Genomic DNA, 14,844 nt, shown 5'->3' with positions numbered 1-14,844 from the left:
GCACCGGTTCCTGCGCAGCACCTACGCTCAACCGACAACAGCATTTCCTGTGTTGTCGGCTTGCAAGCGCCCACCTGCGGATGAGCAACTCAATTGAGTTTGATGTAGGTCCCTCTGTGCTGCGGGTCGTAGCACAGGGCTCCAGTCAGCGCTTTGCTTGTGGTGTTGCCTGGATCCTGTGGGTAGATGTGACAGGCAGTGTAGGGTGCTTGGGCTCCAGTGAACCTCAAGGTGAAATGCTGGTTGTCATCGGCGGGGCTGGTATGCACCCCGCCATTGGCCAAAATGATGACCTCGCAGACTGCTGCCTGCGCAAGTTCGCATCGACGCAATGTTGACTGCAACGGCGCTCCGATGGCGGCGTACATGCCAGAGATCCAGTTGTTCTGCACTTGATTGTGGCTGGCATTCCACTGTTTGGATGCCAAAGCGGTCTGGCTTGAGGCTAGTAGCCCGAGCAACAGCACTATCGGAAGGCGTTTCCATCGCTGCGGATGCTGCGAGCACTGCGGCCCCGGCACGTTCGGGCTACGAGGAGTCGACGAAATGGGTGGGTGGCTGGTCATCTGTGGTCCTTGGCAAAGAGAGCCCATGCCGTAACACTCGCAATCACAAGCGTCGGGCAGGGCAGTGCGATGGGAGGTGCGGCATTGCCGCAACGCCAATCTAGGCGCGTGGCAATCTGAAAAATTGGGGGAGATGACGAGGCTTGCGGTTGTTTCTATTGAAATTCGCATGGGACGCCGCGCAGTTGTTTTTCCGCTACGCCAACTGGGTGCGAACGCCGACAGACTGCGATGCAGGCAGCAGAAAATTCGGGTGAATCGCGAGAGTGTCAGCGCGCAGTCGCGATTGCTGTCATCCGGCTATGTTGGCGATCCGTGCTCTGGAGCGACGACACGCCGGCGATGTCGGTGCGTCGCAAGATCTGTGCAGCTGTCCGCATCGCGCGCGCTCGCCCGGGCTTGTGGCAGCACCGACATCCGGCCACCATTGGGCGATGAACAATCTCAATCTGCTGATGATCACGGCCGCCGTCCTGCTTTCCCCCACTGCCTGTTCGGCACAGACCGCTACGGAAAAGACCGGCGGTTCGATCCACGTCAATCAACTCGGTTATCTGCCGGGCTCGGCCAAGTTGGCGGTGGTCGGGTTGCCGCAGGGCGCGGCGCCGGGGGCGGACCGTTTCACGGTCGAAGATGCGCAGGGCCGCACGGTGCTGAAAGGCACGTTGCAACCGCCAGCGCTGTGGTCGCCGGCCGGGCAGCAGGCGCGGCTGGCGGATTTCTCCAGCGTGCGTGCGCCGGGAACCTACCGGTTGAAGATCGATGGGTTGCCGACCTCGGATGCATTTCCGATCAACGCGCATGCGTATCAGCCGGTGGTCGATGCCTCGCTGAAGGCGTTTTATTTCAATCGCGCCAGCACCGCGTTGCCGGCGCAGTTCGCCGGGCGCTATGCGCGTGCGTCCGGGCATCCGGACACGCAGGTGCGCATCCATCCATCGGCGGCATCGGCCACGCGTCCGGCCGATAGCGTGATCAGTGCACCCAAGGGTTGGTACGACGCCGGCGACTACAACAAGTACATCGTCAACTCCGGTATCAGTACCTACACCTTGCTGGCGGCCTACGAGCATTACCCGGCGCTGTTCAAGGCGCAGGCCCTGACCATCCCCAACGACGCGCCCGGCGTACCCGGCATCCTGCAGGAAACCTGGTGGAATCTGGAATGGATGCTGGCCATGCAGGACCCGGCCGATGGTGGCGTGTACCACAAGCTCACCGACAAGCAGTTCGACGGTCTGGTAATGCCCGATCAGGCTAGGCAGCAACGCTACGTGGTGATGAAGGCTACGGCGGCCACGCTGGATTTTGCAGCGGTGATGGCAGCGGCCAGCCGTGTGTATGCGCCGTTCGAAAAGCAGTATCCGGGTGTGTCGGCGCGCATGTTGAAGGCGGCGCGTGATGCCTGGGCGTGGGCGCAGCAGCATCCGGATGTGATCTATCGCCAGCCGGACGACGTGCGGACCGGAGGTTATGACGATGCGCAGGTCGACGACGAATTCGCGTGGGCGGCGGCGGAGTTGTATGTCACCACCCGCGAGGATGGTTTCTACGATGCCATGCTGGCGCGCAATGTGCCGGCCAGCGTTCCGGGCTGGAGCAATGTAGGCGGGTTGGCCTGGATGTCGCTGGCAGCGCACCGCGACACGCTGACCGCGCATGCGGATCGTGCGCGCATCACGGGTGAGATCACCGGTCTGGCGCAGCGGTTGACCGATCAATGGCAGGCATCGCCGTGGCGCCTGGCCATGACCGACAAGGATTTCGTGTGGGGCAGTAATTCCGCCGTACTCAACCGCGCGATGATGCTGTTGCAGGGCTATCGCCTGACCAAACAACGGACGACGCTGGATGCCGCGCAATCGCATCTGGATTACATCCTGGGGCGCAATCCGCTGGGGTTGTCGTTCGTCACCGGGGTAGGCCAGCGCACGCCGATGCATATCCATCATCGCCCCTCGGAGGCCGACGGCATCGACGCGCCGGTGCCGGGTTGGTTGGCCGGCGGCCCGCAGCCGGGCCAGCAGGACGCCAAGGACTGCAAGGTGCCTTATCCGTCCACGTTGCCGGCGCTGTCGTATCTGGATAACACCTGCAGTTACGCGAGCAATGAAGTCGCCATCAACTGGAATGCGCCGCTGGTGTATGTGAGTGCGGCCATCGAGGCCTCGACGCGCTAATGGATGCCTGAGGTTTCTAGCAAGCTGCACGATCAGGCCGCAGCTCTATCACTGTATTTAGAGCGGCTGATAAAACGTAGCGAGCAGTCGTCAGGTGGGTGCGGGCGGCGCGCTCAGACCCGGAGTGTACGAGATGGGCACATGCCGATTCCAAGCACCGGCCGTGCCCGTCTGGCGGCTGCACAGTCGTTTTGTTAGCTGCTCTTAGTTGCTATCTCATGCGCGTGCGCAGGGGGGGGCTGTCCCTTCTCCCATCGGGAGAAGGTGGCGCGTAGCGCCGGATGAGGGTACGGCGTCGGCAAGAATACTGGCATGCCGTACCCTCACCCCAACCCCTCTCCCAATGGGAGAGGGGCTTGCCAAGCTGGTCTTTGACCAATCAGTCACCCGAGCGAGTGACTCGTCGTTCCATTTCAGACTCGGTCGATCCTGAGGCTCCCGCTGCGACTCACTCCACCCGCGTCCCGAAAATTCGGTCGCCCGCATCGCCCAGGCCGGGCAGGATGTAGCCCTTTTCATTGAGGTGGTCGTCGATGGCGGCGGTGTAGACCTCCACGTCCGGGTGCACGGCTTCCAGCGCTTTCAGACCTTCCGGCGCGGCGACCAGGAAGATGCCCTTGATGCGGCGGGCGCCAGCGCGCTTGAGCATGTCGATGGTGGCGATCAAGGTGCCGCCGGTGGCCAGCATGGGGTCCAGGATCAGCGCGTCGCGTTCTTCCAGGCGGCCGGTCAGGCGTTCGAAGTAGGGCACCGGTTGCAGGGTTTCTTCATCGCGTTGCAGGCCGACCACACTGACGCGCGCAGCGGGGATCAGTGCCAGCACGCCTGGCAGCATGCCAAGGCCGGCACGCAGGATCGGCACCAGGGTGATCTTGGCGCCAGCGATGCGCTGCACATTGACCGGGCCGGCCCAGCCCTGCTGCACATGCGATTCGGTGTCCAGATTGGCCGTGGCCTCGTAGGCCAGCAGGGTGCCGAGTTCGGTCACGAGTTCACGAAAGCCCTTGGTGCTCAAAGCGGCATCGCGCAGCAGGCCGATTTTGTGCTGGACGAGAGGGTGGCGGACTTCGACGATTTTCATGGGCAGCGACAGACGGGAGAGGCGCACAGTGTGCCGCAGCCATGCGTGGCGCTGCCACACATTGGGTGTGATCGCGCTTGCACATGTCATGTCGGTGAAACGTCGCAGACATAGTGTGTGCACCCATTCTTAACCGATTGGGGAAGCACTCGTGTTGAACAAGACTCCGCTCTGCCTGGCGATCACGCTGACGCTGGCAACCGCCGGCTGGGGCCCGCAGGCACAGGCGGCAGAGGCTGCTGCTGCCTCCGGTGCAGCCAGCGGTGCGGCAGCCATCGATCTGGAGCGGCTGGAAGTGCGCCCGCAGCTGGAAGCGCAGGAGCGCGCAGTCGATCTCAAGCGCGCGTCCGATGCGATCCAGGATGCGGTGGCCTCCGATGCGATGGGCCGTTACCCCGACAAGAATGTTGCAGAATCCTTGCAGCGCCTGCCCGGCGTCAGCGTCACCCGCGATCAGGGCGAGGGGCGTTTTGTGGTGATCCGCGGGCTGGATTCGTCGCTCAACAGCGTGACCATCGACGGCATGAGCATGGGCACGCCCGAAGACGGCACGCGCTCGGCACCGCTGGACGTGATTCCGTCCGATTCCACCGAGCGCTTGAAGGTGGTGAAGTCGCCCACGCCGGACATGCCGGGCGATTCGATCGGCGGCGCGATCCAGGTGGAATCCACCTCTGCGTTCGATCGCGACGGGCGCACCCTGCGCGGTTCGATCGAAGGCAGCCATCAGTCGCTGTCGGGCAAGACCAGCCCCAAGGGCGCGTTCAATTACAGCGACATCTACAACGGCACCTTCGGTGTGGCGGTGGGTGTGAACTATCAGGACCGCGAGTTCGAATCCGACAACACCGAAGTGGCGTATGACGCCTTCGCCGGTGGCGCTGCCGACGACCTGTTTGCTGGCGAAGTGCAGCGCCGCAAGTACTTCATCGAGCGCACCCGCATGGGCGCCAACCTCAATCTGGATTGGCGCCCGGATGCCGACAACCGCTACTACCTGCGCTCGCTGTACAGCCGTTTCGACGATGCCGAAACGCGCCAGCGCACCATCTTTGGCCTGGCCGATGGGCAGGTAAGCGCCAACGGCGATGGCACCTACAACGTGGCCGATCTGCCGGCAGACAGCATTGCCAAGCGCGTGCGCTACCGCACCAAGAAGGAAGACAACACGGCGATCAGTTTCGGCGGCGAAAACCGCCTGAGCAGCGCCACGCTCGACTACAAGGTGGGCTACACCAAGACCACCGAGCGGGTGAACGATGAGATGGAGGCGCGCTTCGACTACGACGGCGACGACCTGTCGGCCACCGTGGATCAGCGCAGTGGCATCCCGCGGCTGGGTTTTTCCGATAACGGATGGCAGAGCAACCAGGACTTCGTGTTCGACCGCTTCGTGCTGTCACCCAAGACGGTGGACGACAGCGAGCACAGCGCGCAGGTCAATGTGCGCTTCGACGGCGAACATTCCAGCCTGAAGATGGGGGTGCTGGGTCGCTGGCGCGAGCGCGATGTGGACGTCAACGAACAGGAGCTGCGGCGTGGCCCGGCGATCGATCTGAGCAGCTGGACCACCGCCGCACCGGAGCACCGTGGCGGCACCTTGGGCGAAAGCATCGGTTCGGACGGCATGCGCCGCTACTGGCGTGCGTCGGGTGGTCTGTACAGCGCACGTCCGCAGGAGGTGGGCGGCAATGTGCAGACCTCTCTGCAGGACGATTACACCGCAAGCGAAGACGTGTTCGCCACGTATGCGATGGGCACCTGGGATATCGGCGCGTTGCGCATGATTGCCGGCGTCCGCGTGGAGAACACCCAGTTCAACGCCACCGGCAACCAGGTGGACGTTGCCGAAAACGGCCGCACCGCCACGGTAACGCCGCGCCAAGCCTCCAGCAGCTACACCAATGTGTTGCCGGGCCTGCATCTGCGTTACGACAGCGGCAACGATTGGGTGTTGCGGTTTGCAGCCAACAAGACCTTGTCGCGCCCGTCGTTCGGCGATGTGTCGCCACGCGTGAGCATCAACCGCGGCGATGACGAAGTGAGCATCGGTAACCCCGACCTCAACCCGTATCGCTCCACCAACCTGGATCTGTCGTTCGAAAAATACATCGGCAGCACCGGGCTGGTGTCGCTGGGCGTGTTCAACAAGTCGATCGACGATTACATCGTGCAGACCCTCAGCACCACCGATGCCGAATTTCCTGGCCTGCAGGTGACGCGCTCGATCAATGGCGACACCGCCAAGGTGCGCGGCGCCGAGTTCAATTGGCAGCAGACGCTGGACTTCCTGCCCGAAGGCTGGAACGGCGTGTTGGTCGGTGCCAGCGCCACCGCCCTGGACAGCGACTTCGACCCGGGCCTGAGCAATCGCGCCGGCGACGATTTCATGCTGCCGCGCTCGTCCAAGCGCATCTACAGCGGCCATCTGGGTTACGAAAAATACGGCTTCAGCGCACGTGTGGCGGCGGTGTATCGCAGCGAATATCTGGACACCATCGGCCAGAGCCGCGCGTACGATATCTATGTCGCCCCGCACACCCAGCTGGATGTCAGCATGAGTTATCAGTTCAACAGCCACGTCAGCCTGTATCTGGAAGCGCAGAACCTGCTGGATGAGCCATTAGAGCTGTATCAGGGCGTGCCCTCGCGCACGCTGCAGAACGAAGAGTACGGCCGCACCTATGCGCTGGGCCTGAAGGTGGCGCTGTGATGCGGACCGGCGTATTGCTGCATTCCACGCTGCTCGCGAGCGCGTTGCTGTTGGCAGGCTGCGCGACCACGCCGGTCGACCGCGAAGCCGACGAAGCGCTGCTCACCGATCCCATGCTCAGCGAAGCGAAGGTGGCGCATGAAGTGGTACCGGAAGCCTTCATCACTGCATTGACGCCGTCCGACAATCTGGATTCGCCGGCCAGCTGGATCGCGCCCGATGGCCGCCGCTGGGTGATCGCCACGTCCAAGGCCACGCATGCGCTGGTGGTATTCGATGGCGACAGCGGCAAGCGGCTGCGCGTGGTCGGCGGCAAGGGCAAGGCGCTGGGCAAGCTGGATCGGCCCAACGGGATTTCGGTGGTCGATGATCTGGTATTCGTGGTCGAGCGCGACAATCGCCGCGTGCAGGTGTTTTCGCTGCCGGAGTTCAAGCCGCTGACCGCGTTCGGCCAGGACGACTTGCGCGAGCCTTACGGATTGTGGGTGCGCAAGCATGACGGCGGCTACGAGGTGGTGGTCAGCGATAACTACATGTCGCCGGCCAACAAGGACCAACCGCCGCCTCTGGCCGAGCTGGGCCAACGCTTCCGTCGTTATCAGTTGAATGCGGCAGGGCAGGGCTGGCAGTCACGGCTGACGCAGAGTTTTGGCGACACCACCGAAGCCGGTGCGGTGCGCATCGCCGAGTCGGTATTCGGCGATGAGGCCAATGCGCGGCTACTGATTGCCGAAGAAGATGTGGCGGTGGGCACCCAGTTGCGCGAGTACGGCATGGACGGGCGCTATCGCGGGCGCGACGTGGGCGCCGGGCTGTTCAAGGCGCAGGCCGAGGGGTTGACCTTGCTGCAGTGCGCCGATGGCAGCGGCTACTGGATCGCCACCGATCAATTCAAGGATCGCAGTGTGTTCCAGGTGTTCGATCGCAAGACGCTGGCGCATGTGGGCGCCTTCGCTGGTCGTGTGACCGCCAATACCGATGGCGTGTGGCTGGATCAACGCGGCGATGCGCGCTTCCCAGGCGGCGTGTTCTACGCGCTGCACGACGACCAGGCGGTGGCCGCATTCGATTGGCGGGACATCGCACGCACCCTGCGCCTGAAGGACTGCGCACCATGAGCGCTGCGCGTACCGCGTGCTACGCAGCGCTGTCGTTGATCGCGCTTGCCGCCAGCCACGCGCTGGCTGGCGAGCGCACCGCCGAGCCGAATACGCAGGTGCCGGCCGGGTCGACCCACTACGTGGCCGATGGCTTCCCGGACCGCATCGTCGCCACGCCCGCACAGGACGCGGCGACCGGCTTCGCGGTGGCCTGGCGCACCGATGCCAGCGTCGATCAGCCGTGGCTGGAGCTGGTGATTGCCGGCGATTCGCCCGACGTCGGCACACCGCGGCGTCTGCGTGCCAGCACCGCCACGCTGAGCAGCGAAAATGGCAGCTCGCACCATCATCGCGCCGACATCGACGGCCTCAAGCCCGATACGCTGTACGCCTACCGCGTGCAGGGCCATGGCACCTGGGGCGCGTGGAATCACTTCCGCACCGCGGCCACGGCGCAGACACCGCTGACGTTGCTGTATTTCGGCGATACCCAGAACAAGAATCTCAGCCTGGTCTCGCGGGTGATCCGCCAGGCCTGGCGCTCGGCGCCGGATGCCCGGCTGGCGCTGTTTGCCGGCGATCTGGTCAGCGGCAAGGACGGCCAGGACGACAACGAATGGGCCGAATGGTTCGAAGCCGGGCGCTGGTTGCTGGAAGGCACCGCAGTGGCGCCTGCACCGGGCAATCACGAGTACCACGAAGAGGGCGATGAGACCCCGCAGGCCACCCGCACCCTGGGCAGCCATTGGCCGGTAACCTTCGCGCTGCCGCGTAACGGGCCGTCGGCCACTGCGCGCACCAGCTATTGGTTCGACTACCAGGGCGTGCGCATCGCCGTGCTCGATGGCACCTCGGTGCTGGACCTGGGCACAGGGCCGGCGCAGGCGCAATGGTTGGACAAGGTGCTGGCCGACAATCCGCACCCGTGGTCGATCGTGCTGATCCATCAGCCGTTCTTTTCGCCGCGCGCCGATCGCGAGAACGAAAAGCTGGTCGAGCAGGTCTTGCCGGTGATCCGCCGGCACAAGGTGGATCTGGTGCTGCAAGGACATGACCACACGTACGGCCGGCGCGGCGATCAGGCCGGGCAGGCCACGCCGGTCTTTGTGGTGTCGGTCGCCGGGCCCAAGCAGTACCGGCTCTCGGACATGGCGCGCAAGACCATGCGCCCGGTGGGCGAAGACACCCAGCTGTATCAGGTGCTACGCATCGACAACCAGCAGTTGGTCTACGAATCGCGCACTGCTACCGGGCGGCTGTACGACGCGTTCGAACTGCAGCGCGACGCAAGTGGTGGCAAGCGGCTTGTCGAGCACGAGCAAGGGCGCATCGCACCGCGCGATTGCCCGCGCAACGCCACGCTCAAGGGACGCGCGGATCGGTGCTGGGAGTGAGTTGAGCAGGCGCGTAAGCGTGAGCGAGCGTGTGCCCCATGGCGGTGACGCCATCTCGAAGATGGCGACGTATGCACTAGCGCGTAAAGCGCCCGCACAGCGCAGCGGCGCTCTACATATCCAGCTGAGCGCGACTGCTGCGAGGTCGAGCGGCTAACACCACCACCGCGTTCACCGCAGGCGGGCGCGGTCGGTGCTTGATGTGGCCTATACCACGCGCATACTCTGCATCAGAGCGCGCCATCCGTGCGCATCTGATAACTGCGCGTTGCGTTTTAGAGCAGCTAACAAAACTACTGTGCAGCCGCCAGGCGGGCGCGGCCGGTGCTCGGAATCCTCATGTACCACCCGTACACTCCGGTTCCTCCGCGCCGTCCACACCCACCTAACGACTGCTCGCTACGTTTTGTTAGCTGCTCTTATTGGTCGCTCTAAATATGACAAAACGGCGAAGGTTTCATCGGGCATTCGATGAAGTTTATGCGTCGTTTCAAAACTTCGCGGATGCATCGATTCTATCGATGAGAAATGCGATTGATCATCAGGTAATGTGAATTACATCACATCATTAGTGCGACTACGGTTGGCGCAGCTGAGCCGCCAACCGAGTAGCCGATTCGATGCGGTGCTGCGGTGACGGCTCTGGCTCCCCCAGCCCACCGAGTCGCCCCCCCCATGATTCCCCAATTGATTCACCTGACCGCACCCACCAAGCACTTGCTGTGGGAGGAGCGCCGGGTTTGCGATCGTTTGCAGCGTTTGTTGCCCGGATGGACCTGTCACGTCTGGGACGATGCCGATAACTCTGAATTGATGCGACGTGCGTTTCCCGAGTTTGCCCAGCGCTACGAGCGCATCCGTTTTGGTGTGATGAAAGCGGACATCGCGCGCTGTGCGTACATGCATGCGCACGGCGGTTTCTACTTCGACACCGACTACAAGCTGCTGCGTCCACTCGGTGCGGAGGTGCTGTCGCAGCAATGCGTGCTGCCCATTGAAGAAGGCACGCCCGACAACGACGACTTCAAGATCGGTAACGCCGTCTTCGGCTCCGAAGCGGGGCATCCGTTCTGGGGCGCGTTCATCGAGCACATTTTCAATGTGCATGCGCCGGAAACGCTGGAAGACCACCGCGAGATTCCAATGATCTCCGGCCCGCGCGGGCTCACCCGCTTCTACAACGCGCATGCCGGGCAGTTTGCCGGCATCGTGTTCCCGCCGCGCAACGCCTTCCATCCGGATCGCACCTGGTTCGGGCTTGGCCATCGTGGCGGCCAGATCGCCGTTGGCTCGCACTTGTGCTGGGCGTCGTGGCGCGGCAAATCGCCACACCGTGCCGTGACCAATTATCTGCGCCGCAAGTTGAGCGCTGTGCCGATCTGATGAGTGCTTTGGTTGTTGCGACACGGCCATCGACCTGAGCCAAGGCGGCGCAGGTCGACAGTGTTTAGCCGATTCGCGAAGCACGTTGCTGGCGATTCACGCAAGCGAAAGCTTGCACGCCAGATTGGCTTCGCATTGCGCCTTGCAGTTGTTGTGCGAGGGGCGATGGGCGAGGTGAGAGGCGGGCTTGGCAACAGCCTGGCGTCTGCTTGAACGCGGTCGATGCCTTGCGCAACGACCGCCGGTGCCGACCAAGACGCCAAAGCAAACAACGCGGCGCAGGTGGCAACTCCAACAGCCAAGCGGGCGATGCACCGGCTGCAACTGCGCAGCCGATGCATCGCCCGGCGCGGATCAGGCGGCCTCGGCCTGCACCTGGCGCGGGCCTTCCTTCAATGCGCGTGCGATCAGGCCGACCAGCAGATCCAGTTCGTCTTCGTCCATCGCAAAGTGCGGCGTGAAGCGCAGCGAGTTCTCGCCGCCGTGGATCACATTGACACCGCGATGGCGCAGCCACTCTTCGGTGGAGCCAGCTCCATAGCACTTGAACTGCGGCGCCAGTTCGCAGGAAAACAGCAGCCCGGTGCCTTGCACCTTGGTGATCAGGCCGCCCAGTTCGGACTGCAGCGCCTGCAGCTTGGCAATGGCCTGTGCGCCGCGGGTGCGGATGTTGTCGCGCACTGCGGGCGTGAACAACGCCAGCGTGGCGCAGGCCACATCGAGCGCGCGCGGGTTGGTGGTCATGGTGTTGCCGTAGGTGCCCTTGCGATACACCTGCGCGGCGTGCTCGGTCACCGCCAGCACCGACAACGGGTACTGCGCGGCATTGAGCGCCTTGGAATAGGTTTCCAGATCCGGCGGGTCGAGCTGCTCGAAGCCGGGGTAGTCCACCACCGACAGCACGCCATGCGCACGCAGGCCGGCCTGGATGGAATCCACCAGCAGCAGGCTGCCGTGCGAGCGGGTGAGCGCGCGTGCGGCGGCGTAGAACTCGGCCGGCAGGGCACGCCCCGGGTCGCCTTCGCCCATCACCGGTTCCAGGAACACCGCTTCGATAAACCAGTGGTTGCGCAGCGCCTCGTCGAAGGCGCGCTCCAGGGCGGCCACGTCATAGGGCGCGATCGCAATCACCGAATCTTCGTCGCGGTAGCTGGCCAGATACTTGTTGTAGGTCTTGCGGCTGGAATCCGAATACAGCCCCGGTCGGTCGGTGCGGCCATGGAAGCTGCCCTTGACCACCAGGCGCTTGATGGTGGCCCCGGCATGCCGCGCGCCCGGGTCGGTGTGCAGCTTGGCGTTGGTATCGACGATGCGCGCGGCCAGGCCCACTGCTTCTGAGCCGGAGTTGAGACACATGAAACGTGCGAACGGGCAGCCGCCGCGGGTGTGACCGATCTCCGCGCGCAGGGCGCGGTCCAGCCGGCGCTGTGCCAGGCTGGGGGTCATCACATTGGCCATCACCTGCGGGCGCGCCATCGCCTCCAGCACCGGCTCCGGGGTGTGGCCGAAGCCCAGCATGCCGTAGCCGCCGGCGTCGTAGAGCACCGCGCCCTTGAGCGTGATTACCCACGGCCCGCGCGCAGCCAGCGCCACGTAGGGCGTCACCGCATCGTCGGCGTAGAAGTTGATGAAGCCGTCCTGCACGGCGGCGATCTGGTCGCTTTCGTCCAGATCGAGCAGGTCGGCAGCGTCATCGCGCACCTGCGCGTATTCGGCGGCAGCGGCGTCGATGGCGTGGGCCAGATCCGGATGGTTGGCGGCCAGACGCACGATGGCGGCATCGTCCAGGCCATCGGTCAGGCGGCGGCCGGCGTGGGCACGCAGCGGGGCGAGCGGGGCGAGGACGGACATGGCGCATCTCCTGCATTGACGTTGTCCTTCCTATTATCGGCAGACGATCGGCGTTTGGCAGCGTGAATTTAGGCGTGATGTACGGTATTTTCGTCGATTCGCCGAACCGGATGCGCATTGTGAAGATCACCCCGTCCGACGAACGCCTGTTGTCGCTGCTACGCGAGGACGCGCGTGCGTCCACTGCACAGATCGCGCGCCGGCTCGGCTTGTCGCGCACCACGGTGCAAAGCCGCATCGAAAAACTCGAACGCGATGGCGTGATCAGCGGTTACACCGTGCGCACCCACGACGACTACGAACAGGGCCGCATCCGCGCGCACATCCTGATCACCGTGCTGCCCAAGAAGATGCCGGCCGTGGTCAAGGCCTTGCGCGACATCGCCGAGGTGCGCCTGCTGCACTCGGTCAGCGGCGCCTACGACCTGATTGCGCTGGGTGTGGTCGGCGGCGTCAACGAGATGGACGTGCTTACCGACGCGATCGGCGCGATCGACGGGGTGGAGCGCACCACGACCTCAATCATTCTGTCGACCAAGTTCGAGCGGTGAATGGGGAATCGGGAATCGGGAATCGCAAAAGCGGGCTGGCTTGTGTCGTCCGCGTTCCGGCCTGCGGATCCTGCTCTTATGAATCCCCAATCCGGAGTCTGCACTCCCGGCCGCCCAAGCCGAGGCTGTCGATGAAGTTGGAGCGGTGAAGGGCGAGGAATCGGGAATCGGGAATCCTGAGAGTCATGATTCGCGAGCTAGCAAGCCCCTCTCCCCCCGGGAGAGGGGTTGGGGTGAGGGCGGGGCGAAGCCCATGTGGCATTTCAACTCCATGAGGCTTCGCTCGTACCCTCATCCGGCGCTGCGCGCCACCTTCTCCCGCCCAGCGGGAGAAGGACAAGCAGTCGAGCTGCCGCTCAAGCCCCTCTCCCCTCGGGAGAGGGGTCGGGGTGAGGGCGGGGCGAAGCCCATGTGGCATTTCAACTCCATGAGGCTTCGCTCGTACCCTCATCCGGCGCTGCGCGCCACCTTCTCCCGCCCGGCGGGAGAAGGACAAGCAGTCGAGCTGCCGCTCAAGCCCCTCTCCCCTCGGGAGAGGGGTTGGGGTGAGGGTACGGGGCGAAGCCCATGTGGCATTTCAACTCCATGAGGCTTCGCTCGCACCCTCATCCGGCGCTGCGCGCCACCTTCTCCCGCCCGGCGGGAGAAGGACAAGCAGTCGAGCTGCCGCTCAAGCCCCTCTCCCCCGGGAGAGGGGTTGGGGTGAGGGTGCGGAGCGAAGCCTCTGCACTATTTGAGCGCATCAGGCTTCGCTCGCACCCTCATCCGACGCTGCGCGCCACCTTCTCCCGACGGGAGAAGGATCTGCTACCTCCGCGACCTCCGCGGGTCTTGTTTGCTTGGAGGAAAAGGCTGCCAAACCTGCCTCAGCATGTCCCGCTAAACTAGTGCCCCCAAACCGCTGCACCGCCACGCCTTGAAGAAGTCCGATTTCAACTATTCGCTCCCCGACGAGCTGATCGCCCAGGCGCCGCTGGCCGAGCGTGCGGCCAGCCGCTTGCTGGTGGTGCCCAAAGCGCCTGCAGACTTCAGCGACCGCCAGGTGCGCGATCTTCCCGAGCTGCTGCAGCCGGGCGATTTACTGATCTTCAACGACACCCGCGTCATTCCGGCACGGCTGTTCGGGCAGAAGGCCAGCGGTGGGCGGGTGGAAATCCTGATCGAGCGCCTGCTGGGCGAACGCGAGGCGCGGGTGCAGATCGGCGCGAGCAAGTCGCCCAAGGCCGGCAGCCTGATCGCGCTCGACGCGGGTGGCCAGGCCGAAGTGTTGGGGCGCGATGGCGAGTTTTATCTGCTGCGCTTCGACATTCCGTTGCCGCTGGAGCAGTGGCTGCCCGAGGCCGGCCGCCTGCCGCTGCCGCCCTACATCCGCCGTGAGCCGGGGCTGGAAGATCGCGAGCGCTACCAGACCGTATTCGCGCGCGAGGTCGGTGCGGTCGCCGCGCCCACCGCCGGCCTGCATTTCGACGAGCAACTGCTGGCGCGCTTGCGCGAGCGCGGGGTCGAGTTCGGCCACGTCACGCTGCATGTCGGCGCCGGCACGTTTCAGCCGGTGCGGGTGGATGCGCTCGACCAGCACGTGATGCATAAAGAGTGGCTCAACGTCGGTGCCGCGCTGGTGGAGCAGGTGCGCCGCACGCGTGCCCGTGGCGGCCGCGTCATCGCCGTGGGCACCACGGTGGTGCGCTCGCTGGAAAGCGCCTGGCGCACCACCGATGCCGCCCCCGATGGCGAACTGCTGCCGTTCGCCGGCGAAACCCAGATCTTCATCCTGCCCGGCTACCGCATCCGCAGTGTCGATGCGATGGTCACCAACTTCCATCTGCCCGAAAGCACGTTGCTGATGATGGTCTCCGCCTTCGCCGGCCGCGAGCGCATCTTCGCCGCCTACGCGCACGCCATCGCACAGCGCTATCGCTTTTTTTCTTACGGCGATGCGATGTTGTTGTGGGGCAGGGAATGGGGAATCGGGATTGGGGAATCGTAAGGCGCGTCCGCCGAACGATCACCCACCTGCCAACCGCT

General features: G+C 64.4%; 10 protein-coding genes and 2 other RNA genes. 8 read left to right on the top strand and 4 right to left on the bottom strand.

What is annotated here, in order from left to right; translation table 11 throughout:
* Positions 1–89: 89 nt before the first annotated feature.
* A complete protein-coding gene (locus tag ACZZ0O_RS18755) occupies positions 90–566 on the bottom strand; it encodes a hypothetical protein (protein ID WP_463591518.1) in 477 nt (158 codons plus the stop codon).
* Between the two features lie 455 nt (positions 567–1,021).
* On the opposite strand from ACZZ0O_RS18755, the gene ACZZ0O_RS18750 reads away from it, so the two are divergent.
* On the top strand, positions 1,022–2,746 hold the full coding sequence (locus ACZZ0O_RS18750; protein ID WP_463592490.1) for a glycoside hydrolase family 9 protein: 1,725 nt from the start codon (positions 1,022–1,024) through the stop codon (positions 2,744–2,746).
* A 64-nt stretch (positions 2,747–2,810) separates the two neighbouring features.
* Here the strand turns inward: ACZZ0O_RS18750 and ACZZ0O_RS18745 are convergent.
* Both ACZZ0O_RS18745 and upp read right to left on the bottom strand, forming a co-directional pair.
* Positions 2,811–2,889: non-coding RNA, sX9 sRNA (locus tag ACZZ0O_RS18745), on the bottom strand.
* A gap of 305 nt (positions 2,890–3,194) precedes the next feature.
* Positions 3,195–3,827, bottom strand: coding sequence for a uracil phosphoribosyltransferase (gene upp, locus ACZZ0O_RS18740; protein WP_104616614.1), 633 nt, complete (start codon positions 3,825–3,827; stop codon positions 3,195–3,197).
* A 151-nt stretch (positions 3,828–3,978) separates the two neighbouring features.
* Between upp and ACZZ0O_RS18735 the strand changes: the two genes are divergently transcribed.
* The 5 genes from ACZZ0O_RS18735 to ACZZ0O_RS18715 all read left to right on the top strand — a co-directional run bounded on the left by ACZZ0O_RS18735 (position 3,979) and on the right by ACZZ0O_RS18715 (position 10,417).
* Positions 3,979–6,540 (top strand): TonB-dependent receptor, encoded by a 2,562-nt coding sequence (locus ACZZ0O_RS18735; RefSeq protein WP_463591517.1) that lies wholly within the window; start codon positions 3,979–3,981, stop codon positions 6,538–6,540.
* Positions 6,540–7,658 carry a phytase gene (locus ACZZ0O_RS18730; RefSeq protein ID WP_463591516.1) on the top strand — a complete coding sequence of 373 codons (1,119 nt, stop codon included), beginning with the start codon at positions 6,540–6,542 and terminating at the stop codon, positions 7,656–7,658. The genes ACZZ0O_RS18735 and ACZZ0O_RS18730 overlap by 1 nt, the downstream gene beginning before the upstream one ends.
* Positions 7,655–9,034 (top strand): purple acid phosphatase family protein, encoded by a 1,380-nt coding sequence (locus tag ACZZ0O_RS18725; RefSeq protein WP_463591515.1) that lies wholly within the window; start codon positions 7,655–7,657, stop codon positions 9,032–9,034. The genes ACZZ0O_RS18730 and ACZZ0O_RS18725 overlap by 4 nt, the downstream gene beginning before the upstream one ends.
* A gap of 339 nt (positions 9,035–9,373) precedes the next feature.
* A non-coding RNA gene (locus ACZZ0O_RS18720) (sX9 sRNA) lies at positions 9,374–9,449 on the top strand.
* Between the two features lie 260 nt (positions 9,450–9,709).
* Positions 9,710–10,417: a glycosyltransferase family 32 protein gene (locus ACZZ0O_RS18715; RefSeq protein WP_055851694.1), complete on the top strand. Its 708-nt coding sequence runs from the start codon at positions 9,710–9,712 to the stop codon at positions 10,415–10,417.
* Between the two features lie 354 nt (positions 10,418–10,771).
* On the opposite strand, the gene ACZZ0O_RS18710 is transcribed toward ACZZ0O_RS18715, so the two are convergent.
* A complete protein-coding gene (locus tag ACZZ0O_RS18710) occupies positions 10,772–12,268 on the bottom strand; it encodes an aminotransferase class III-fold pyridoxal phosphate-dependent enzyme (RefSeq protein ID WP_463591514.1) in 1,497 nt (498 codons plus the stop codon).
* Positions 12,269–12,345: 77 nt separating this feature from the next.
* Between ACZZ0O_RS18710 and ACZZ0O_RS18705 the strand changes: the two genes are divergently transcribed.
* Both ACZZ0O_RS18705 and queA read left to right on the top strand, forming a co-directional pair.
* Positions 12,346–12,819: an Lrp/AsnC family transcriptional regulator gene (locus tag ACZZ0O_RS18705; protein ID WP_386261615.1), complete on the top strand. Its 474-nt coding sequence runs from the start codon at positions 12,346–12,348 to the stop codon at positions 12,817–12,819.
* Between the two features lie 916 nt (positions 12,820–13,735).
* Positions 13,736–14,806: a tRNA preQ1(34) S-adenosylmethionine ribosyltransferase-isomerase QueA gene (queA, locus tag ACZZ0O_RS18700; RefSeq protein WP_463591513.1), complete on the top strand. Its 1,071-nt coding sequence runs from the start codon at positions 13,736–13,738 to the stop codon at positions 14,804–14,806.
* Positions 14,807–14,844: the final 38 nt, after the last annotated feature.

The organism is Xanthomonas sp. AC360 (assembly GCF_979258225.1).
This window is presented reverse-complemented; position numbering and strand designations above follow the sequence as displayed.

What these genes read in the sequence shown, in the direction of transcription:
- upp (WP_104616614.1), bottom strand. Translation starts at nt 3,827, where the DNA reads ATGAAAATCGTCGAAGTCCGCCACCCTCTCGTCCAGCACAAAATCGGC.
- ACZZ0O_RS18755 (WP_463591518.1), bottom strand. Translation starts at nt 566, where the DNA reads ATGACCAGCCACCCACCCATTTCGTCGACTCCTCGTAGCCCGAACGTG.
- ACZZ0O_RS18715 (WP_055851694.1), top strand. Translation starts at nt 9,710, where the DNA reads ATGATTCCCCAATTGATTCACCTGACCGCACCCACCAAGCACTTGCTG.
- ACZZ0O_RS18705 (WP_386261615.1), top strand. Translation starts at nt 12,346, where the DNA reads ATGTACGGTATTTTCGTCGATTCGCCGAACCGGATGCGCATTGTGAAG.
- ACZZ0O_RS18750 (WP_463592490.1), top strand. Translation starts at nt 1,022, where the DNA reads ATGATCACGGCCGCCGTCCTGCTTTCCCCCACTGCCTGTTCGGCACAG.
- ACZZ0O_RS18725 (WP_463591515.1), top strand. Translation starts at nt 7,655, where the DNA reads ATGAGCGCTGCGCGTACCGCGTGCTACGCAGCGCTGTCGTTGATCGCG.
- ACZZ0O_RS18710 (WP_463591514.1), bottom strand. Translation starts at nt 12,268, where the DNA reads ATGTCCGTCCTCGCCCCGCTCGCCCCGCTGCGTGCCCACGCCGGCCGC.
- ACZZ0O_RS18730 (WP_463591516.1), top strand. Translation starts at nt 6,540, where the DNA reads ATGCGGACCGGCGTATTGCTGCATTCCACGCTGCTCGCGAGCGCGTTG.